Source organism: Enterobacter cloacae complex sp. HYC074_NIDB, from assembly GCF_056673345.1.
On the sequence record NZ_CP114214.1, the window covers coordinates 249522 to 270032 of the forward strand.

Sequence of the window (20511 nt, forward strand, 5' to 3'; positions counted from 1 at the left end):
ATGATTCCATTTAACGCGCCTCCCGTTGTGGGCACTGAACTTGATTACATGCAGTCGGCTATGGGCAGCGGCAAGCTCTGTGGCGACGGCGGTTTTACCCGCCGCTGCCAGCAGTGGATGGAGCAACGTTTTCACAGTGCCAAGGTGCTGCTGACGCCGTCCTGTACCGCATCGCTCGAGATGGCGGCGCTGCTGCTGGATATCCAGCCTGGCGATGAAGTGATCATGCCGAGCTACACCTTCGTCTCCACGGCGAACGCGTTTGTCCTGCGCGGGGCGAAAATCGTGTTTGTGGATATCCGTCCGGATACCATGAACATCGACGAAACGCTGATTGAAGCGGCGATCACTGACAAAACGCGGGCGATTGTGCCGGTGCATTACGCGGGCGTGGCCTGTGAGATGGACACCATCATGGCCATCGCCAAAAAGCACAACCTGTTTGTGGTGGAAGACGCCGCGCAGGGCGTGATGTCCACCTACAAAGGGCGCGCGCTGGGCACCATCGGTCATATCGGCTGCTTTAGCTTCCACGAAACCAAAAACTACACCGCAGGCGGCGAAGGCGGCGCGACGCTGATTAACGATCGTGCCCTGGTGGAGCGTGCGGAAGTGATCCGTGAAAAAGGGACCAACCGCAGCCAGTTCTTCCGCGGTCAGGTGGATAAGTACACCTGGCGCGATATCGGCTCAAGCTACCTGATGGCGGATTTGCAGGCCGCGTATCTCTGGGCGCAGCTGGAAGCGGCAGAGCGAATCAATCTGCAACGCCTCTCCCTGTGGCAAACCTACTACGACGCGCTGGAGCCGCTGGCAAAAGCCGGACGTATTGAACTGCCGACTATTCCGGCAGACTGTATCCACAACGCTCACATGTTCTACATCAAGCTGCGCGATAACGACGATCGCAGCAAGCTGATTGCCTGGCTGAAAGAGGCGGAAATTATGGCGGTATTCCACTATATTCCGCTGCACTCCAGCCCGGCTGGCGAAGCCTTCGGGATGTTTGCCGGTGAAGACCGCTACACCACCAAAGAGAGCGAACGTCTGCTCCGCCTGCCCCTGTTCTACAACCTCGCGCCGGTGAACCAGCGTACGGTGATCAATTCGCTTCTGAGTTATTTCGCCTGATATGTCTCTGGCAAAAGCGTCGGTGTGGACGGCAGCGTCCACGCTAGTAAAAATTGGCGCCGGGTTACTGGTCGTCAAGCTGCTGGCCGTCTCATTTGGTCCGTCAGGCGTTGGGCTGGCAGGGAACTTCCGCCAGCTGGTCACGGTGCTTGGCGTGCTGGCGGGAGCCGGGATATTCAATGGCGTCACCAAATACGTCGCGCAGCATCATGACGATGCCGAAAAGCTCCGCACGGTGGTGGGCACCTCCTCGGCTATGGTGCTGGGCTTCTCTACGTTGCTGGCCGTCGTCTTTTTGCTGGCGGCGGCACCCATCAGCCAGGGGCTGTTCGGACACACGCATTATCAGGGGCTGGTGCGCCTGGTGGCGCTCGTTCAGATGGGGATCGCCTGGGCAAACCTGCTGCTGGCGCTGATGAAAGGCTTCCGTGATGCCGCCGGGAATGCGCTGGCGCTGATCCTCGGCAGCATCATCGGCGTTATCGCCTACTACTTTTGCTATCGGCTGGGCGGCTATGAAGGCGCGCTGCTGGGGCTGGCGCTGGTGCCTGCGCTCGTTGTCATTCCGGCAGCGTTTATGCTGATGCGCAGAGGCAATGTCCCGCTGAATTACCTGAAACCGCAGTGGGACAAGATGCTGGCGGGGCAGCTCGGTAAGTTTACCCTGATGGCGCTCATCACTTCGGTAACGCTTCCCGTTGCCTACGTGATGATGCGAAACCTGCTGGCAGCGCATTACAGCTGGGATGAAGTGGGGATCTGGCAGGGCGTGAGCAGTATTTCAGATGCTTACCTCCAATTTATTACGGCTTCCTTTAGCGTCTATTTGCTGCCAACCTTATCGCGCCTGACTTCCAGGCAGGATATTACCCGCGAGATTTTTCGCTCCCTGCGTTTTGTGTTGCCGGCGGTTGCGATCGCCAGCTTTACCGTCTGGTTAATGCGTGATTTCGCCATCTGGCTGCTGTTTTCGGCGAAGTTTACCGCCATGCGCGATCTGTTTGCCTGGCAACTGGTCGGCGATGTGCTGAAAGTGGGGGCATACGTTTTCGGCTATCTGGTGATTGCGAAGGCTTCGCTGCGGTTGTATATCCTGGCAGAGATCGGCCAGTTTGCGCTGCTGACGGCATTTTCTCACTGGCTGATCCCCACCCACGGTGCGCTGGGGGCGGCTCAGGCCTATATGGCAACTTATATCGTTTATTTCGCTGCCTGTTGCGGCGTATTTTTACTTTGGCGTAAACGCGCATGACTGCACTGATACACATACTGGGATCGGATATCCCGCATCACAACCAGACCGTTCTACGTTTCTTCAATGATGAACTGGCATCCGGCACGCCCGATGCGCGCGAGTTTATGGTCGTTGGACGCGATAACGGTCTGAGCGCGGCGTGTCCGGCATTGCACATCACCTTCTGGCCAGACAAAGCGGCGCTGACCAAAGCCGTTGTCGCGAAAGCTAAAGCGGACCGAAGCCAGCGTTTCTTCTTCCACGGACAGTTCAATACTGGCCTGTGGCTGGCGCTGTTAAGCGGCGGGATAAAACCTTCCCAGTTCAGCTGGCATATCTGGGGAGCGGATCTCTACGAAGTCTCCCGTGGCTGGAAATTCCGTCTTTTCTATCCGCTGCGTCGTCTGGCCCAGGCGCGCGTGGGCTGCGTTTTTGCTACCCGTGGCGATCTCAACTATTTTGCTAAACAGCACCCGAAGGTTCGCGGGGAGCTGCTCTATTTTCCGACCCGTATGGATCCTGCGCTGAACACCCTGGCGAATGACGCGGTTCGTGAGGGCAAACTGACCATCCTGGTGGGAAATTCCGGCGATCGCAGTAACGAGCATGTCGCGGCGCTGCGGGCGGTGCATCAGCAGTTTGGCGATACGGTGAACGTAGTGGTGCCGATGGGCTATCCCGCCAATAACGACGCCTACATCAATGACGTTCGCCAGCAGGGGCTTGCGCTGTTTAGCGCGGAAAATCTGCACATTCTCAACGATAAGCTGGAATTTGATGACTATCTCGCGCTCCTGCGAAAATGCGATCTGGGCTATTTCATCTTTGCCCGTCAGCAGGGGATTGGTACGCTGTGTCTGCTGATTCAGGCGGGCGTACCGTGCGTGCTCAACCGCGAAAACCCGTTCTGGCAGGACATGGCCGAACAGCATATTCCTGTGCTGTTTACCTCTGACACGCTTAATGTCGAGGTAGTACGGGAAGCGCAGCGTCAGCTCACGCTGGTGGATAAAAATAGCATCGACTTTTTCAGCCCGAACTACCTCACGCCGTGGCACCACGCGCTGCGTATTGCTTCAGGAGACAACGCATGAGCCAGTTGCAATTTAGCGGCTTGCTGGTGGTCTGGCTGCTGAGCACGCTGTTTATCGCCACGCTCACCTGGTTTGAGTTCCGGCGCGTACGTTTTAACTTCAACGTTTTCTTCTCGCTGCTGTTTTTGCTGACCTTTTTCTTTGGCTTCCCGCTGACCAGCATCCTCGTGTTCCGCTTTGATGTTGGCGTCGCTCCGCCGGAAATCTTGTTGCAGGCACTGCTCTCTGCGACCTGCTTCTACGCGGTGTATTACGTCACCTATAAAACGCGCCTGCGCGCGGCGAAAGACACCGCACCCCGTCGTGCGCTGTTTACCATGAACCGGGTAGAAACCCATCTGACGTGGGTTATGCTGATGACCATCGCCCTCGTCAGCGTGGCGATTTTCTTCATGCATAACGGCTTTTTACTGTTTAAGTTACAGTCCTATAGCCAGATTTTCTCCGCCGAAGTCTCCGGCGTCGCGCTCAAGCGTTTCTTCTATTTCTTCATTCCGGCGATGCTGGTGGTCTTTTTCCTGCGTCAGGACAGCAAAGCCTGGCTGTTCTTCCTGGTCAGCACCGTCGCATTTGGCATTCTGACCTACATGATCGTCGGCGGCACCCGCGCCAACATCATTATCGCCTTCGCGATTTTCCTGTTTATCGGCATTATTCGCGGCTGGATCTCGCTGTGGATGCTGGCGGCGGCAGGCGTCTTTGGCATTGTGGGGATGTTCTGGCTGGCGCTGAAGCGCTACGGACTGAACGTGGCCGGCGACGAAGCGTTTTATACCTTCCTGTATCTGACGCGCGATACCTTCTCGCCGTGGGAAAACCTGGCTTTACTGCTGCAAAACTACGACAAGATCGAATTCCAGGGTCTGGCGCCGATTGTTCGCGATTTCTATGTCTTTATACCGACGTGGCTGTGGCCCGATCGTCCCGGCATTGTCCTGAACACGGCGAACTACTTCACCTGGGAAGTGCTGAACAACCATTCGGGTCTGGCGATTTCCCCAACCCTGATTGGCTCGCTGGTAGTGATGGGCGGAACGTGGTTTATCCTGCCTGGCGCGATCGCGGTCGGGTTGATAATAAAATGGTTCGACTGGCTATATACGCTGGGTAACGAAGAGACCAACCGCTACAAAGCCGCTGTTTTGCACAGTTTCTGTTTCGGTGCCATTTTCAATATGATCGTTCTGGCGCGCGAGGGGCTGGATTCATTCGTCTCACGCGTGGTGTTCTTTATGGTCGTTTTCGGACTCTGTCTGCTGCTGGCAAAACTGCTGTACTGGTTGTTTGACAGTGCAGGGCTTGTGCACAGACGTGAGCCACAGGGCAGCACAACGCTGTCGCAAGTCTGAGTAGGGATTATCATGACGGATACAACTTCAGCCCCGCGTTATGCGCTGCGCGGGCTACAGCTGATTGGCTGGCGAGACATGCAGCACGCGCTGGATTTCCTGTTCGCGGACGGGCAGATGAAATCGGGCACGCTGGTGGCCATCAACGCAGAAAAAATGCTGGCGGTTGAAGATAATGCGGAAGTGAAAAGCCTGATTGAAGCCGCGGAGTTTAAATACGCAGACGGTATTAGCGTGGTGCGTTCAATTCGTAAAAAGTTTCCAGACGCTAATGTGTCTCGCGTGGCGGGAGCTGACCTTTGGGAGCGACTTATGGAACGCGCAGGCGCTGAAGGCACGCCGGTATTTTTGATCGGCGGCAAGCCAGAGGTGCTGGCGCAGACCGAACAAAAGCTGCGTAACCAGTGGAATGTTAACATCGTGGGCAGTCAGGATGGCTATTTCAGGCCGGAAGATCGCCAGACGTTATATGAGCGCGTACGCGACAGTGGGGCGAAAATTGTCACTGTCGCCATGGGGTCGCCGCGGCAGGAAATTCTGATGCGCGATTGCCGTCTGGTCAGCCCGGATGCGCTCTATATGGGCGTCGGCGGCACCTACGACGTCTTTACCGGCCACGTTAAGCGTGCGCCCAAAGTCTGGCAAAACCTGGGGCTGGAGTGGCTCTACCGCCTGCTTTCTCAACCGACACGAATCAAACGACAGATTCGTCTTCTGCGCTACCTCGCCTGGCACTACACCGGGAAAATGTAATCAATATGCAGCGCGATCTGCTGTTCGCGCTGCAACGCCCCCTGCAAAGCTGCTGAATTTCTGTGCAATGCATTCATTTTTTTAATGCATTGTTTGCCATTTGCCAGAATTTAAGAAACCATTCGCTCCGTATTTCAGTACCCCTCAAAAACAATACCCGGCAATAAGTCGGGAAACAGCAAACACAACCGAGGAATTATGGCAGAGAAAAAACCGGAGCTTCAGCGTGGGCTGGAAGCTCGACATATTGAATTGATCGCGCTGGGCGGGACTATCGGCGTTGGCCTGTTTATGGGCTCGGCAAGCACGCTGAAATGGGCGGGGCCTTCCGTCCTGCTGGCGTATATTATTGCCGGACTGTTCGTCTTCTTCATCATGCGCTCAATGGGCGAAATGCTGTTCCTGGAGCCGGTAACGGGCTCTTTCGCCGTTTACGCCCACCGGTATATGAGCCCGTTCTTTGGTTATCTCACGGCCTGGTCGTACTGGTTTATGTGGATGGCCGTCGGGATTTCGGAGATCACCGCCATCGGGGTCTACGTGCAGTTCTGGTTCCCGGAGATGGCCCAGTGGATACCCGCGCTTATTGCCGTAGGGCTAGTGGCGCTGGCGAACCTTGCCGCCGTTCGTCTTTACGGTGAAATCGAATTCTGGTTTGCGATGATCAAAGTTACCACCATCATCGTGATGATTGTTGTGGGTCTGGGTGTCATCTTCTTTGGCTTCGGTAACGGCGGGCACGCTGTCGGTTTCGGTAACCTGACCGGGCACGGCGGCTTTTTTGCGGGTGGCTGGAAGGGCTTTCTGACGGCGCTCTGTATCGTTGTCGCCTCCTATCAGGGCGTTGAGCTGATCGGCATTACCGCCGGTGAGGCGAAAAACCCACAGGTGACACTGCGTAGCGCGGTAGGCAAGGTGCTGTGGCGTATCCTGATTTTCTATGTGGGCGCGATCTTCGTTATCGTGACCATTTTCCCATGGAACGAGATCGGCACCACCGGCAGCCCGTTTGTCTTAACTTTCGCTAAGATTGGCATCACGGCGGCAGCCGCCATTATCAACTTTGTGGTACTGACGGCGGCGCTTTCCGGCTGTAACAGCGGAATGTACAGCTGTGGGCGTATGCTTTACGCGCTCTCGCAAAACAAACAGCTGCCGGCTGTGATGGGCAAAGTCTCCCGCGTAGGTGTACCGGTGGCGGGCGTAGCCGTGTCGATTGTGATTTTGCTGATTGGCTCTTGCCTGAACTACATCATCCCAAATCCGCAGCGCGTGTTTGTTTACGTCTATAGCGCCAGCGTGCTGCCGGGGATGGTACCGTGGTTTGTCATTTTGATTAGCCAGTTGCGTTTCCGGCAGGCGCACAAAAAAGCGATCGCCAGCCATCCGTTCCGCTCCATTCTGTTCCCGTATGCGAACTATTTGACGATGGCGTTCCTGATTTGCGTATTAATTGGAATGTACTTTAATGAAGATACCCGCATGTCGCTGTTTGTCGGGATGATCTTCCTGGCTGCCGTCACAGCTGCATATAAACTTTTTGGCCTGGGTCGCCGTGGCTCCGCCCATAAAGTGGAGGAATAAGCGGCAAAATGTGCAAACCATAACCAAACGCGCATTTTTTTCAAAAAAGCACTAGACAGCGGGGACGGAGGTACGTAATATCCAGCCCCGCAACGGCGCTAAGCGCCCGTAGCTCAGCTGGATAGAGCGCTGCCCTCCGGAGGCAGAGGTCTCAGGTTCGAATCCTGTCGGGCGCGCCATTTTAGTCCCGGCGCTAGAGCTGCGGTGGTCTGAGAAGTAGTCAGAACCGCGTGAAAGAATACAGTGGTGGCTATAGCTCAGTTGGTAGAGCCCTGGATTGTGATTCCAGTTGTCGTGGGTTCGAATCCCATTAGCCACCCCATTATTGAAAGAGTTGTGAATTGCGAAGGTGGCGGAATTGGTAGACGCGCTAGCTTCAGGTGTTAGTGTTCTTACGGACGTGGGGGTTCAAGTCCCCCCCCTCGCACCACGACTTTTAATGAGTTGAACTAAAAATTCAAAAAAGCAGTACATCGGCGAGTAGCGCAGCTTGGTAGCGCAACTGGTTTGGGACCAGTGGGTCGGAGGTTCGAATCCTCTCTCGCCGACCAATTTTGAACCCCGCTTCGGCGGGGTTTTTTTGTTTTCTGCGTTTTTTTATCCTGTAGTCATTTCCCGACAACACCCCACATCCTTGTCGCGATTCAGCGACATATAAACCATTAATATTTAAGTATTTATTATTTTACCTCTTAACCTGTCTCCTTGTGGCGACAGATCACCGACTTTAGCGCGATGTTGTATGGCTTCAGGCGGTTCTTAACAGCATAATTTCCTTTTATCTTAAAATGTTGCGCGATGTAAAAGTTCTGCGTGTAAACCTGGCACATTACATGCAATAATATGCGTGTAGATGCTCATTCCATCTCTTATGTTCGCCTTAAGGCCTCATAAACTCAGGAATGACGCAGAGCCGTTTACGGTGCTTATCGTCCACTGACAGATGTCGCTTCGGCCTCATCAGACACCATGGACACAACGTTGAGTGAAGCACCAAATATGTTGTCTTACAGACCTGTTTTAACGCCTGCTTTTATAGCAGGCGTTTTTTTATGCCTTATTCACGATAATGGGCCAGGACCAGCGCCACCAACAGCAGTGCGATAGCAGAGACAGCATATAGCGTCTGAGCCGCTCCCAATATCGTCGCCGTCATTGCGGCGAGGCCCGTAAAAAGGGAAGCGCTCAACGTTTGCCAGCGCCAGGCCTTACCGCTGGCAGCGGATATCTGTATAGCCTGAAAATTACTCAGTACCCCAAACGTACCCGCCGCAAAAACGATATTCGACGCCAGATGCGCGATAAAGATCATCCCCAGCGCAAGCACGACCCATGCGGATAAAAACGGAAGCAACCCATAGGCTGCCAGAAAAAGAGCAAGACAGCTAAGTAGCAAAGGCGATCTTGCTGCAAAGCGCGTCAGACTCTCTTTTCTGAGCAGCAAGGGGCCACAAAGCTGTCCCAGACTTCTGGCAAAAAGCAAGGGCAGCGCAAGCCCAGCGGCATTCTCGGGGTTGATCTGCTGCGCCAGTGCTGGCAGCAACGCCATTGCAGGCGAGCCTACGGCAGCAAGGGCAGGCAAAATCAGCAAACTGCGTTTTTGTCGAAGGGTCAGAGTTTGCCAGCGCAATGCCACAGGTTGAGGGTCCCCGACAGGCAACGGTGCTGGACGCGCTACATACTGGCGTTCTGCGAGAAACAGCATGACCAGCGATCCCATAAAACTGGCGGCGTCGATGACCAGTAAGGCGAAGACCGGGATGCGCTGGAACAACACTACACCCAGCCCGGTTCCTAACAAAACCTGGGAGGCAAAAATCACATTTTCCAGACACGTTGCCGCAGGCAGTTCTGCCTCATGCAGTCCGCGTTTAAACAGAAGCGTTAACGCAGGCCAGCTCATCCCGCTCAGCAACGCTTCTGTGGATTGCACCGCAAGCAGCGCCGGTATGCTGTGGTAATGTGCGCCTGAAAGGGGAAAGAGCAGGGCGAGCAAGCCCAGCCATTCGGTCAGCATCAACAGGTAGAGAGGTGAAAACCGCTGGCACAGCTTTTCACCAATCAGGCTGCCGATATAACCGGGCACCGTAGCAAAAAGGAAGGCGAGGGTTAACAGCGCTGACGGGGCTGACCACTGTAACAATAATCCGAAAACAACAACCTGAGTTAAGCCATTACCCAGGGAGCTAAAGATAAAGGCGCAGGCCAGCAGGCGGAGCCAGCGATGGCACCGCAGCGCTTCGAAAAGCGCATATAAAAGCGAGTTCATGACGATATCCTTTCAGAAACGGTTTATTCCACGCGGGTAAGCGCGTGTGCAAAAAAAAGTTAAGGAAAAGACATCGTTACATTGGCGGGTTCGTTTGCAGGTAAGTGTTAAAAGAATGTAGCAGGAGAAATGAGATAAAAAAAGGAGGCCATCTGGCCTCCTGTTAATTACTGCTGCGTTCCGTTATTTTGCAACGTCAATAACAGCCCATCACGGCGCATAGCTGCGGCCTCTTCCGGCTTGTGTTGCTTGTCCAGCGAATCAGCAAGCCAGGCGTAATCAAATGCGTCCGGGCGTTGCTTCAGCGCGGCGCGGAAGGCGAGACTCGCCTCCTGCCACTCGCCGTGTTTCATCAGAGACTGGCCCAGCGTACTCCACAGCAGCGGACGATCGCCCACGGTTTTGATCTGCTGGCGCAGTGCTTTTTCAATTTGTTCCGGATTGTTGGTTTTCAGACGCGGGATGACCATCACCAGGCGGTCATCATACTGTCGCTTGAGACCGTCGAGGAGGATCTCCTGCGCGGTGTCATGGTCGTCACACTCAATCAGATGTTCTGCCATCGCAACCTGAAGAGGAACCTGCTGGCGCGTTTTGCGGCTCTGGTTTTTCCACCAGGTTTTCAGGCCGTCGCTGCCGAGATCGGCGCGCGCCTGATCCATCAGGCCAATCCAGGCCAGACGCTGAAGTTCATCACGATGTTCATCATCACCCACGTCGGCTTTCGCCATGGAAGGGATAATGTCCAGCAGCGAGCCCCATGCACCGGTCCGAATATATGCCTGCTCAGCAAGACGCAGCACTTCCGGATGACGAGGGGTAATTTCCAGCAGACGGTCAACGCCGTGACGTGCGGCATGGTTTTCATTGCGCGCCAGTTGCAGACGAACGCGGGTGATCTCAACCGGAATCGGATCCTTAGTAGAGAGCTCAGACGCGCGTTCAAGATGCTGATTGGCGCGGGCCTCATCGCCTCGCTGTTGCGCCGCCTCAGCGGCCAGCAGATAGTTAACAACCGGCTGTTCTGCATGGTCGGCATTTTTCGACATTAGCTTTTCAACCTGCTGATAGTCGCCTTCGGCCAGCTTCAGCAATGCCTGCTCGGTCTGCTTACGGGCGCGACGGCGCTTACGGCCAACGAACCAGCCGCGCGTATGTACGCCGGTACGGAAAATACGACGCAGGAGCCACTCCACTGCCAGCAGAACGACCACACCCAGGATCAGGATAATCACCAGCCCTGTTACGCTGGTTTCGATGTTGTAGTTATCGGTCTGGATCAATACGTAACCCTGGTGACCCGCAAGCATCGGCCCCAGTACAATCCCGGCGATCAGCAGGATGAAGAGTAAGAAGACTTTTAGCATCATTACTCTCCTTGCGGCGCGCTTTCAGGCGCTGGCGCGGCGGCAGGTGCTTCAGCCGGACGCTCTGCCGGAACGCCCGGCTGGGCCAGCAAGTTACGCACGCGCGTCTGCATGATCTTCTCCAGAATCGGCTGGCTTTCCAGCTTGTCCGGTACGTTCATGGTGATGTTTTGCTGGCTCAGCTTGTCGATATCCTCAAGGAACGCGGTCGTGGTTGCATCATTGGTATCGTAGTAAGCACGTACCCAGGTTGAAACGTTATCCAGCGCCTGTTTGTAGGTCTCTTCCTGGTGACGCGGCACGGCCTGCGCCGCGACCAGCAGGCGGGAACGAATGTTTTCGCGTAGATAGACGTCCTGGTTCGGTGCCAGCAGCGGCACGGCAGTTTCATCGCGGCGGCGAATGGTAATAAAGCTGTCCATAAAGTTCTGCCAGCTCTTTTGCAGGTTGATACGCCATTCGCTCAGGGAACTGGACAGCTCGGTACCGTCGGAATCCATCGGAGAGTCATCGTCGTTGTTATCGGCCAGCTGAAGGTTATCAATCTGGTTCGAGAGCTGATTCACCTTAAGGATGATACCGTCGTAGTCGACCTGAGAAACCGCGGACAGGCTGGCGATATCTTCCGTAATAGCGCGGCGTGCGTTGATGAGGCTCGGATCGTTCATATCAGCCAGGCTTGCGTCGGCGCTTTTCAGCAGCGCGGCGGCGGTGGTGACATCCTGATCGCTCCAGAGCTTGCGCCCGGCCAGTTTCACCAGAAAATCGGCCTGTGAAAGTAGCCAGGTTTTGGCATCGGTTCCCGAAATTGTGGCGACTTTTTCCTGCACTTCGCTCAGCTGTTTGGTCAACTCTTCACGTTTGCTGTTCGCGTCGGCGAGGGCGGCAGCCTGCTGTTTGATCACACCTTCCAGCTCAGCTTTTTGCGTCTCCTGCGCTTTCTGTAGGGCAGTGATTTGGTTAACCAGCGCGTCGCTGGTGGCCGTCTGGTTGGTGCCTTGTTTCTTCACCAGTCCGTAGAGACCCACGCCTGCGGCCAGCGCAATCGCGATGGCAATCACGCTCAGCGTGAGGCTGGTTTTATTGCTGCCGTTTTTCTTCTCAACGGTTGTGTCTGTCGTCTCTGGCTGTGACGTGGTGTCCACAGTCTCCCTGGTCTCTTCAACCACGGCGGAGGATTTTTCGTGTTCCGTCATTATGGCTTCCCATTTGAGAGTTATTGTAATGCGCGCAGCAGCGCATCGTTGTCGGCGTTTTCAGCGATCCGAATATCCTGCCAGCCCAGTTCCCGGGCGTGGTTCGCCAGACGCTCACTGACGACCAGAAGCCGACAGCGGAGTAACCAGTTTTCGCGATACCAAAGCGGAATCAGCGACCAAAGCTGTTGTAACATTTCACCGCTGGTGACCACCAGCGTATTAATACCGCGGGCGTGCCAGCGCATTGCTTCTTCCGCGCCATCATAGTGTTTTGCACAGCGCTGATAGCACTCCACAAACGTCACGTCTGCGCCGCGTTCGCGCAGCGTCTCGCCCAGCAGTTCGCGGCCACCGTTGCCGCGCAAAATAAGCGCGCGCTTTCCGGCAATGTTTTGTAATTCAGGTAATTGTAGCAAGACTTCGCTGATTTCCCGATCTAACGGGTAACGAACATCGATTCCGCTCGCGGTATGTAAGGCCAGCGCCGTAGTGCGCCCGATGGCGAAATAGCGGGGGGCGTGAGGCCAGCGAACGCCCTGTTGTTGCAGCTGCGCATGGGCAAACTCCACTGCATGCTGCGACAGCGCAAAGAGCAGATCGCCTTCCTGCAAGAGACGCATCTGGTCAGCGAGCTCAGGCAGCTCGCGACCGGGGGAGAATTCAATCAGCGGAAAACTCCAGGCCACCTGCCCCAGTGCGCGCAGACGGCTCACTAACTGCTCTCCTGCGGGAGAAGGGCGGGTGACAAGTATGCTCATGCAGGGGGCTCTCCGTTATAGACCTCGGCCAGAATTTCACGTGCGCCGTTATTTAGCAGCTCTTCCGCCAGCGATACGCCAAGCGCCTCGGCATCTTGCGGTTTGCCGCGACGTTCACCGCGAACCATATGCGAGCCGTCCGGCGCGCCAACCAGCGCACGCAGCCACAGTTCACCGTCAGTTAATTCAGCATAGCTGCCAATTGGCACCTGACAGCCTCCTTCGAGGCGTGTATTCATCGCGCGCTCGGCTTTTACGCGAACGGCGGTATCGTCATGATTCAGCGGCGCCAGCAGTGCCTGAGTGCGCACATCATCCAGACGACACTCAATGCCGACGGCGCCCTGGCCGACGGCGGGCAGCGACAGCTCCGGCGGCAACGCCACGCGAATGCGTTCTTCCAGCTCCAGGCGTTTCAGGCCCGCAACCGCAAGAATAATGGCATCGTAGTCGCCGTTATCCAGCTTGCCAAGGCGTGTGCCGACGTTCCCACGCAGCGAGCGAATCACCAGATCCGGGCGACGTTCAGCCAGCTGACACTGGCGGCGTAAACTTGACGTGCCGACCACGCTGCCTGCCGGCAACGCATCAAGCGAGTCATAGCGATTAGAGACAAACGCATCGCGCGGATCCTCGCGCTCGCAGATGGTCACCAGCCCCAGCCCTTCCGGGAACTCAACGGGCACATCCTTCATCGAATGCACGGCGATATCGGCGCGGTTCTCAAGCAATGCCAGCTCCAGCTCTTTGACAAACAGACCTTTTCCGCCCACTTTGGCCAGCGGCGTATCCAGAATGACATCGCCACGCGTAACCATTGGCACCAGCTCAACGCGTAATCCGGTGTGGCAGGCTTCCAGGCGCTGCTTAACATAATGTGCCTGCCAGAGTGCAAGAGGACTTTGGCGTGTGGCAATTCTCAAAACATTGTCTAACATGCTTGTTACCGTCATTATCAATCGCTAACCATCCTAACATTGTTGACACTCGGATGGCAGTTTTACGGTTGATGAAGAGTGAGAGGGACAGGGCGGCGTATTCGTCAGCCATCGCCGTATTCAGGAATTTACACGTACAGAACGGTGCTACACTTGTATGTAGCGCATCTTTCTTTACGGTCAACCGGCAAGGTGTTAAATTGATCACGTTTTAGACCATTTTTTCGTCTGTACCACCAGAAAAGCAAAAGGCGAAAAAAGGGTAACGGTTATTTTTTGAAATACTGCGGGTCCGCTGCTTTTTCTGTTCTGACTGGCATGCGACACCCGGAAACATCAGGCGATACGTCTTGTACCTCTATATTGAGACTCTGAAACAGAGACTGGATGCCATCAATCAATTGCGCGTGGATCGCGCGCTTGCTGCCATGGGCCCTGCTTTCCAGCAGGTATACAGTCTTCTGCCGACATTGTTGCACTATCACCATCCGCTAATGCCGGGTTACCTCGATGGTAACGTTCCCCAGGGCATTTGCCTCTTCACGCCTGATGAAACCCAACAGCATTACCTGACTGAACTTGAACTCTACCGTGGTATGCCGCCGCAGGATTCGCCGAAAGGCGAGCTACCGATTACTGGGGTTTACTCCATGGGCAGCACATCATCGGTTGGGCAAAGCTGCTCTTCTGACCTGGATATCTGGGTCTGCCATCAGTCCTGGCTCGACAATGAAGAGCGCCAGCTGTTGCAGCGTAAATGCAGCCTGCTGGAGAGCTGGGCGGCGTCGCTCGGCGTGGAAGTGAGCTTCTTCCTGATTGATGAAAACCGTTTCCGCCATAACGAAAGCGGCAGTCTGGGTGGTGAAGACTGCGGCTCGACTCAGCACATCCTGTTGCTGGATGAGTTTTACCGTACTGCCGTTCGCCTGGCCGGGAAACGTATTCTGTGGAATATGGTGCCGTGCGATGAAGAAGAGAATTATGACGACTACGTCATGTCGCTTTACTCGCAGGGCGTTCTGACGCCAAACGAGTGGCTGGATCTGGGCGGCCTGAGCTCCCTGTCCGCCGAAGAGTACTTTGGCGCAAGCCTCTGGCAGCTTTACAAGAGCATTGATTCACCGTACAAAGCGGTGCTGAAAACCCTGCTGCTGGAAGCTTACTCCTGGGAATACCCCACGCCGCGCCTGCTGGCGAAAGATATTAAACAGCGTCTGCACGACGGGGAGATCGTCTCCTACGGGCTTGATGCCTACTGCATGATGCTGGAACGCGTCACCGAATACCTGACAGCCATTGAGGACGCCACGCGTCTTGACCTGGTGCGTCGATGTTTCTATCTCAAAGTTTGTGAAAAACTGAGCCGCGAACGCGCCTGCGTGGGCTGGCGTCGTGAAGTCGTCAGCCAGTTAGTCAAAGAGTGGGGATGGGACGAAGCGCGTCTCGCCATGCTGGACAACCGCGCCAACTGGAAGATCGATCAGGTGCGCGAGGCGCACAACGAACTGCTTGATGCGATGATGCAGAGCTACCGCAACCTGATCCGCTTTGCCCGCCGTAACAACCTTAGCGTTTCTGCCAGCCCACAGGATATCGGGGTGCTGACCCGTAAACTGTACGCCGCGTTTGAAGCGTTGCCGGGCAAGGTTACGCTGGTTAACCCACAGATTTCGCCTGACCTGTCTGAGCCGAATCTGACCTTTATCTACGTGCCGCCGGGCCGCGCAAACCGCACCGGGTGGTATCTGTACAACCGTGCGCCAAGCATGGATTCGATCATCAGCCATCAGCCGCTGGAATATAACCGCTATCTGAACAAGCTGGTGGCCTGGGCCTGGTTTAACGGCCTTCTCACCTCACGCACCCGGTTGTTTATCAAGGGTAACGAGGTGGTCGATTTAGCCAAGTTGCAGGAGATGGTGGCGGATGTCTCGCACCACTTCCCGCTGCGTCTGCCTGCGCCGACGCCAAAAGCGCTCTACAGCCCGTGTGAGATTCGCCATCTGGCGATCATCGTCAACCTGGAATACGACCCGACGGCGGCCTTCCGCAATCAGGTGGTTCACTTTGACTTCCGCAAGCTGGACGTCTTTAGCTTCGGCGAGCAGCAAAACTGCCTGGTGGGTAGCGTGGATCTGCTGTACCGCAACTCGTGGACCGAAGTGCGTACCTTACACTTTAACGGCGAGCAGGCGATGATCGAGGCGCTGAAAACGATCCTCGGCAAGATGCACCAGGATGCCGCACCCCCGGACAGCGTGGAGGTGTTCTGCTACAGCCAGCACCTGCGCGGCCTGATTCGTACCCGCGTGCAGCAGCTGGTGTCTGAGTGCATCGAACTGCGTCTCTCCAGCACCCGTCAGGAAACCGGGCGCTTTAAAGCGCTGCGCGTCTCCGGCCAGACCTGGGGCCTGTTCTTTGAGCGCCTGAACGTGTCGGTGCAGAAGCTGGAGAACGCCATTGAATTCTACGGCGCGATTTCACACAACAAACTGCATGGCCTGTCGGTTCAGGTGGAAACCAACCACGTTAAGCTGCCGCAGGTGGTGGATGGCTTTGCGAGTGAAGGGATTATTCAGTTCTTCTTCGAAGAGTCGGGCGATAATGCCGGGTTTAACATCTACATTCTGGATGAAACCAACCGTGCCGAGGTGTATCACCACTGTGAAGGCAGCAAAGAGGAGCTGGTGCGCGACGTCAGCCGCTTCTATTCGTCTTCGCACGATCGCTTTACCTACGGCTCAAGTTTTATCAACTTCAACCTGCCGCAGTTCTACCAGATTGTGAATGTGGATGGGCGAGCGCAGGTGATCCCGTTCCGTACGCAGGCGATTACCCCTGCGGCGCCCGCTAACCAGGAAACTGCGCCGCTGTTGCAGCAGTATTTTTCCTGAGGCTTTTCGCCGGGTGGCGCTATCGCTTACCCGGCCTACGGTTCGAGCCGTTGTAGGCCCGGTAAGGCGTAGCCGCCACCGGGCAACAAAACTACCTGAAACTCACGTCCTCACCCGCCTGCGCGGTCGCTGCCTGCTCCAGCAGATCCCAGAACGTTTCGCCGCTGCGGTCGCAGACCCACTCGTCACCTTTCAGATCAAAGTGATAGCCGCCCTGTTTCGCCGCCAGCCACACCTGGTGAAGCGGCTCCTGACGGTTAATAATAATCTTGCTGCCGTTTTCGAAGCTTAAGGTCAGGATCCCGCCGTTGATTTCACAATCGATATCGCTGTCGCCGTCCCAGTCGTCGATACGCTCTTCGATGGTCATCCACAGGGTATCGGCAAGGCGATGAAATTCACTGTCGTTCATGGTTTTATTCCTGTTTTTTCGTGATGGCGGCAGTATAACGCTAAATAATTCCCGTTGCAGGAAAGCGGCAAACTCTTGCTTTTGTGTCTTCTCCTGCGATGATAGAAACAGATTTGAACTTACGGGCAACCTCTACATGAAAAACGTCTTCCGAACGCTTGTCGTTCTTGTCACTCTGTTTAGCCTGACCGGCTGTGGACTGAAGGGACCACTGTACTTCCCGCCAGAGGATAAAAACGCACCACCGCCGACAAAACCGGTGCAAAGTGGTATCGAGTCATCTACGCCGGATACCAACGATCGCGGCAATAACGGCGGCCCGACTCAGGTCAATCTCTGACAATTACGTTCTGTACCCGCGCAATGGAGCAAATGATGCAGTTCTCTAAAATGCATGGCCTTGGCAACGACTTTATGGTCGTCGACGCGGTAACGCAGAATGTCTTTTTCTCCCCGGAACTGATCCGTCGTCTGGCGGATCGACACGTGGGCGTGGGGTTTGACCAGCTGCTGGTGGTGGAGCCGCCTTACGATCCTGACCTGGACTTTCACTATCGCATTTTTAACGCCGACGGCAGCGAAGTTTCCCAGTGCGGCAACGGCGCGCGCTGTTTTGCCCGCTTTGTTCGGCTGAAAGGGCTGACCAACAAGCGCGATATCCGCGTCAGCACCGCCAATGGCCGGATGGTGCTCAGCGTCACCGACGACGAACTGGTGCGCGTGAACATGGGAGAGCCGAACTTCGAACCCTCTGCCGTGCCGTTTCGCGCCAACAAAGCGGAAAAGACCTATATCATGCGTGCCGCCGAGCAGACAGTATTGTGCGGCGTCGTCTCAATGGGTAACCCGCACTGCGTGATTCAGGTGGATGATGTGCAAACCGCGGCGGTTGAAACGCTCGGCCCGGTGCTGGAAAGCCACGAGCGCTTCCCGGAGCGGGCGAACATCGGTTTCATGCAAGTGGTGAAGCGTGAACATATTCGCCTGCGGGTTTACGAGCGCGGCGCGGGCGAAACCCAGGCCTGCGGAAGCGGTGCCTGTGCGGCGGTGGCCGTCGGTATCTCACAGGGGTTACTGGCAGAAGAGGTTCGCGTGGAATTACCAGGCGGTCGGCTTGATATCGCCTGGAAAGGAGCGGGTCATCCACTGTACATGACTGGCCCGGCGACACATGTTTATGACGGGTTTATCCATCTATGAAGCAACCAGGGGAAGAACTGCGGGAACCTGTAACAGAGCTGGACGACAGCACTGTTGTGGATTATCTGCTGCACAATCCTGAGTTTTTTATCCGCAATGCACGCGTCGTCGAACGGATGCGCGTGCCGCATCCGGTTCGCGAGACCGTGTCGCTGGTTGAATGGCACATGGCGCGCTCGCGCAACCACATCAATCAGCTCGAAGAGAACATGACGCTGCTGATGGAGCAGGCCAGCAATAACGAAAGCCTGTTCTACCGTCTTCTACACCTTCAGGCGCGTCTGGCTTCCGCACACAGTCTCGAAGAGTTCCTCAACCGCTTCCACCGCTGGGCGCGCGAGCTGGGGCTGGCAGGCGCGACGATCCGTCTCTTCCCTGACCGCTGGCGCATTGGCGCGCCGTCCGGGTTTACCCATCTGGCGCTGAGCCGTCAGGCGTTTGAGCCGCTGCGCATTCAGCGTCTGGGCCATGAGCACCATTATCTGGGGCCGCTCAACGGGCCAGAACTGCTGGTGGTGCTGCCGGAAGCCAAAGCTATCGGCTCGGTGGCGATGTCGCTGATGGGGCGCGATGGTGACCTGGGCGTGATGTTATTTACCAGCCGCGACGCGCATCACTATGAACAGGGGCAGGGTACGCAACTGTTGCAGGAGATCGCCCTGATGTTGCCTGAGTTGCTGGAGCGCTGGATTGAGCGCGTATGACGGACGGACTGCTCGCCACTGACGTCATCCGCTTTCTGCGCTATCTGGGCGTAGAACGCCAGCTCAGCCCTATTACGCTGCTCAACTATCAGCGTCAGCTTGATGCCATCATGCAGATTGCCGATGAAATCGGCCTGAAAAGCTGGCAACAATGTGACGCCGCCACGGTACGCGGGTTCGTCGTGCGTAGCCGTAAAAAAAACTTAAGCCCGGCGAGCCTGGCGCTCCGGCTCTCTGCCCTGCGCAGTTTCTTCGACTGGCTGGTCAGTCAGGGCGGTCTGAAAGCCAACCCGGCAAAAGGGATCGCCACGCCGAAAGCCCCGCGTCATCTGCCGAAAAATATCGACGTCGACGACGTAAACCGCCTGCTGGATATCGATCTTAACGATCCGCTGGCCGTGCGCGACCGCGCGATGCTGGAGGTGATGTACGGCGCGGGCCTGCGTCTCTCTGAGCTGGTGAACCTCGACTTGAAGCACCTCGATCTGGAATCCGGCGAGGTGTGGGTAATGGGCAAGGGCAGCAAAGAGCGCCGCCTGCCGATCGGCCGCAATGCGGTCTCCTGGATTGAGCACTGGCTGGATCTGCGCGGGCTGTTTGGCGCCGACGAAGATGCGCTGTTCCTGTCGAAACTCGGCAAGCGGATCTCGGCGCGTAACGTGCAGAAGCGCTTTGCGGAGTGGGGCATTAAGCAGGGGCTGAACAGCCACGTTCACCCCCACAAGCTGCGCCACTCCTTTGCGACGCACATGCTGGAATCAAGCGGCGACCTGCGTGGGGTACAGGAGCTGCTTGGTCACGCGAATCTGTCGACCACCCAAATCTATACCCACTTAGACTTCCAACACCTTGCCTCGGTGTATGACGCGGCGCATCCACGCGCCAAACGGGGGAAATAATGCGTTTTTACCGCCCACTCGGTCAGATCTCAGCCCTGACGTTTGATCTTGATGACACCCTTTACGACAATCGTCCGGTGATCCTGCGTACCGAGCAGGAGTCGCTGGCGTTTGTGCAGAACTACCATCCTGCGCTGAAAACAATGCAGAACAAAGATTTCCAGAAGCTGCGTCAGTCCCTGCGGGAAACCGAGCCGGAAATTTATCATGACGTGACCGAATGGCGCCGCCGTGCGGTTGAGCAGGCGATGCTCAATGCCGGCCTGAGCGCGCAGGACGCGGCCACGGGTGCCGAAGCGGCCATGGAAAACTTCGCCAAATGGCGCAGTCGGATCGACGTGCCGCAGGAGACCCACGACACGCTGGCGAAGCTCGCCGAAAAGTGGCCGCTGGTGGCCATCACCAACGGCAACGCTCAGCCTGAACTGTTTGGTCTGGGGAACTATTTTCAGTTCGTTCTGCGCGCGGGCCCGCACGGACGCTCGAAGCCGTTCAACGATATGTATCATCTGGCAGCGGAAAAACTGGATTTGCCGCTCGGTGAGATCCTGCACGTGGGCGACGACCTGACCACGGACGTCGCCGGGGCGATCCGCTGCGGCATGCAGGCCTGCTGGATCAAGCCGGAAAATGCCGATCTGATGACTACCCCGGATAGCCGTCTTCTGCCGCACGTGGAAATTTCACGGTTGGCATCCCTCACGACGCTGATATAATCATCAATTG

The 20511-nt window shown here is 56.2% G+C and carries 18 protein-coding genes and 4 tRNA genes; 16 read left to right on the forward strand and 6 right to left on the reverse strand.

Annotated features, from left to right (window positions below):
- The 10 genes from rffA to O1724_RS01285 all read left to right on the forward strand — a co-directional run bounded on the left by rffA (position 1) and on the right by O1724_RS01285 (position 7696).
- A complete protein-coding gene (gene rffA / locus O1724_RS01240) occupies positions 1–1131 on the forward strand; it encodes a dTDP-4-amino-4,6-dideoxygalactose transaminase (protein ID WP_032608214.1) in 1131 nt (376 codons plus the stop codon).
- 1 nt (position 1132) lies between these two features.
- Positions 1133–2383, forward strand: coding sequence for a lipid III flippase WzxE (gene wzxE / locus O1724_RS01245; RefSeq protein ID WP_123060806.1), 1251 nt, complete (start codon positions 1133–1135; stop codon positions 2381–2383).
- Complete coding sequence (locus tag O1724_RS01250) at positions 2380–3459, forward strand: TDP-N-acetylfucosamine:lipid II N-acetylfucosaminyltransferase (RefSeq protein WP_032608216.1); 1080 nt, start codon at positions 2380–2382, stop codon at positions 3457–3459. The genes wzxE and O1724_RS01250 overlap by 4 nt, the downstream gene beginning before the upstream one ends.
- Positions 3456–4808: an ECA oligosaccharide polymerase gene (gene wzyE, locus O1724_RS01255; protein WP_003860820.1), complete on the forward strand. Its 1353-nt coding sequence runs from the start codon at positions 3456–3458 to the stop codon at positions 4806–4808. Before O1724_RS01250 ends, wzyE begins: the two co-directional genes overlap by 4 nt.
- A 12-nt stretch (positions 4809–4820) precedes the next feature.
- Positions 4821–5561, forward strand: coding sequence for a lipopolysaccharide N-acetylmannosaminouronosyltransferase (wecG, locus tag O1724_RS01260; protein ID WP_045332951.1), 741 nt, complete (start codon positions 4821–4823; stop codon positions 5559–5561).
- Between the two features lie 198 nt (positions 5562–5759).
- Positions 5760–7145, forward strand: coding sequence for a bifunctional threonine/serine APC transporter ThrP (gene thrP, locus O1724_RS01265; RefSeq protein WP_023315180.1), 1386 nt, complete (start codon positions 5760–5762; stop codon positions 7143–7145).
- A 102-nt stretch (positions 7146–7247) separates the two neighbouring features.
- A tRNA-Arg gene (locus O1724_RS01270) sits at positions 7248–7324 on the forward strand.
- A gap of 67 nt (positions 7325–7391) precedes the next feature.
- Positions 7392–7467: transfer RNA gene (locus O1724_RS01275), tRNA-His, on the forward strand.
- Between the two features lie 21 nt (positions 7468–7488).
- Positions 7489–7575 (forward strand) — tRNA-Leu (locus tag O1724_RS01280).
- Positions 7576–7619: 44 nt separating this feature from the next.
- Positions 7620–7696: transfer RNA gene (locus tag O1724_RS01285), tRNA-Pro, on the forward strand.
- Positions 7697–8202: 506 nt separating this feature from the next.
- Here the strand turns inward: O1724_RS01285 and O1724_RS01290 are convergent.
- The 5 genes from O1724_RS01290 to hemC all read right to left on the reverse strand — a co-directional run bounded on the left by O1724_RS01290 (position 8203) and on the right by hemC (position 13676).
- Positions 8203–9414, reverse strand: a complete 1212-nt coding sequence (locus O1724_RS01290; protein WP_022650168.1) for an MFS transporter — start codon at positions 9412–9414, stop codon at positions 8203–8205.
- A 167-nt stretch (positions 9415–9581) separates the two neighbouring features.
- Positions 9582–10781 (reverse strand): protoheme IX biogenesis protein HemY, encoded by a 1200-nt coding sequence (gene hemY, locus O1724_RS01295; protein WP_026080629.1) that lies wholly within the window; start codon positions 10779–10781, stop codon positions 9582–9584.
- 2 nt (positions 10782–10783) lie between these two features.
- A complete protein-coding gene (gene hemX, locus O1724_RS01300; RefSeq protein WP_006812379.1) occupies positions 10784–11977 on the reverse strand; it encodes a uroporphyrinogen-III C-methyltransferase in 1194 nt (397 codons plus the stop codon).
- 20 nt (positions 11978–11997) lie between these two features.
- On the reverse strand, positions 11998–12738 hold the full coding sequence (gene hemD, locus O1724_RS01305) for a uroporphyrinogen-III synthase (protein ID WP_003860818.1): 741 nt from the start codon (positions 12736–12738) through the stop codon (positions 11998–12000).
- The gene (gene hemC, locus O1724_RS01310) at positions 12735–13676 is read right to left on the reverse strand and encodes a hydroxymethylbilane synthase (RefSeq protein ID WP_003860817.1); all 942 of its coding nucleotides are present in this window, start codon (positions 13674–13676) and stop codon (positions 12735–12737) included. Before hemC ends, hemD begins: the two co-directional genes overlap by 4 nt.
- A gap of 350 nt (positions 13677–14026) precedes the next feature.
- Between hemC and cyaA the strand changes: the two genes are divergently transcribed.
- Positions 14027–16570, forward strand: coding sequence for a class I adenylate cyclase (gene cyaA, locus O1724_RS01315; RefSeq protein WP_126296889.1), 2544 nt, complete (start codon positions 14027–14029; stop codon positions 16568–16570).
- Positions 16571–16661: 91 nt separating this feature from the next.
- Here the strand turns inward: cyaA and cyaY are convergent, their stop codons facing one another.
- Positions 16662–16982 carry an iron donor protein CyaY gene (gene cyaY, locus O1724_RS01320; RefSeq protein WP_003860816.1) on the reverse strand — a complete coding sequence of 107 codons (321 nt, stop codon included), beginning with the start codon at positions 16980–16982 and terminating at the stop codon, positions 16662–16664.
- Between the two features lie 136 nt (positions 16983–17118).
- Between cyaY and lptM the strand changes: the two genes are divergently transcribed.
- Genes lptM through yigB form a run of 5 tightly spaced genes read left to right on the forward strand, consistent with a single transcriptional unit; the run spans position 17119 to position 20501 of the window.
- On the forward strand, positions 17119–17322 hold the full coding sequence (gene lptM / locus O1724_RS01325; protein ID WP_003860815.1) for an LPS translocon maturation chaperone LptM: 204 nt from the start codon (positions 17119–17121) through the stop codon (positions 17320–17322).
- A gap of 35 nt (positions 17323–17357) precedes the next feature.
- Positions 17358–18182: a diaminopimelate epimerase gene (gene dapF / locus O1724_RS01330; RefSeq protein WP_022646661.1), complete on the forward strand. Its 825-nt coding sequence runs from the start codon at positions 17358–17360 to the stop codon at positions 18180–18182.
- Positions 18179–18886, forward strand: a complete 708-nt coding sequence (locus O1724_RS01335; RefSeq protein ID WP_003860814.1) for a DUF484 domain-containing protein — start codon at positions 18179–18181, stop codon at positions 18884–18886. The genes dapF and O1724_RS01335 overlap by 4 nt, the downstream gene beginning before the upstream one ends.
- A complete protein-coding gene (gene xerC / locus O1724_RS01340) occupies positions 18883–19785 on the forward strand; it encodes a tyrosine recombinase XerC (protein ID WP_023315186.1) in 903 nt (300 codons plus the stop codon). Before O1724_RS01335 ends, xerC begins: the two co-directional genes overlap by 4 nt.
- The gene (gene yigB / locus O1724_RS01345) at positions 19785–20501 is read left to right on the forward strand and encodes a 5-amino-6-(5-phospho-D-ribitylamino)uracil phosphatase YigB (protein ID WP_003860811.1); all 717 of its coding nucleotides are present in this window, start codon (positions 19785–19787) and stop codon (positions 20499–20501) included. The genes xerC and yigB overlap by 1 nt, the downstream gene beginning before the upstream one ends.
- The last annotated feature ends 10 nt before the right edge of the window (positions 20502–20511 follow it).

Bases quoted from the DNA above. Each gene is read 5' to 3' on its own strand.
- hemY (WP_026080629.1), bottom strand. From the start codon at position 10,781: ATGCTAAAAGTCTTCTTACTCTTCATCCTGCTGATCGCCGGGATTGTA.
- dapF (WP_022646661.1), top strand. From the start codon at position 17,358: ATGCAGTTCTCTAAAATGCATGGCCTTGGCAACGACTTTATGGTCGTC.
- O1724_RS01250 (WP_032608216.1), top strand. From the start codon at position 2,380: ATGACTGCACTGATACACATACTGGGATCGGATATCCCGCATCACAAC.
- xerC (WP_023315186.1), top strand. From the start codon at position 18,883: ATGACGGACGGACTGCTCGCCACTGACGTCATCCGCTTTCTGCGCTAT.
- hemD (WP_003860818.1), bottom strand. From the start codon at position 12,738: ATGAGCATACTTGTCACCCGCCCTTCTCCCGCAGGAGAGCAGTTAGTG.
- hemC (WP_003860817.1), bottom strand. From the start codon at position 13,676: ATGTTAGACAATGTTTTGAGAATTGCCACACGCCAAAGTCCTCTTGCA.
- wzxE (WP_123060806.1), top strand. From the start codon at position 1,133: ATGTCTCTGGCAAAAGCGTCGGTGTGGACGGCAGCGTCCACGCTAGTA.
- wecG (WP_045332951.1), top strand. From the start codon at position 4,821: ATGACGGATACAACTTCAGCCCCGCGTTATGCGCTGCGCGGGCTACAG.
- rffA (WP_032608214.1), top strand. From the start codon at position 1: ATGATTCCATTTAACGCGCCTCCCGTTGTGGGCACTGAACTTGATTAC.
- lptM (WP_003860815.1), top strand. From the start codon at position 17,119: ATGAAAAACGTCTTCCGAACGCTTGTCGTTCTTGTCACTCTGTTTAGC.
- O1724_RS01335 (WP_003860814.1), top strand. From the start codon at position 18,179: ATGAAGCAACCAGGGGAAGAACTGCGGGAACCTGTAACAGAGCTGGAC.
- cyaY (WP_003860816.1), bottom strand. From the start codon at position 16,982: ATGAACGACAGTGAATTTCATCGCCTTGCCGATACCCTGTGGATGACC.
- thrP (WP_023315180.1), top strand. From the start codon at position 5,760: ATGGCAGAGAAAAAACCGGAGCTTCAGCGTGGGCTGGAAGCTCGACAT.
- O1724_RS01290 (WP_022650168.1), bottom strand. From the start codon at position 9,414: ATGAACTCGCTTTTATATGCGCTTTTCGAAGCGCTGCGGTGCCATCGC.
- hemX (WP_006812379.1), bottom strand. From the start codon at position 11,977: ATGACGGAACACGAAAAATCCTCCGCCGTGGTTGAAGAGACCAGGGAG.
- yigB (WP_003860811.1), top strand. From the start codon at position 19,785: ATGCGTTTTTACCGCCCACTCGGTCAGATCTCAGCCCTGACGTTTGAT.
- wzyE (WP_003860820.1), top strand. From the start codon at position 3,456: ATGAGCCAGTTGCAATTTAGCGGCTTGCTGGTGGTCTGGCTGCTGAGC.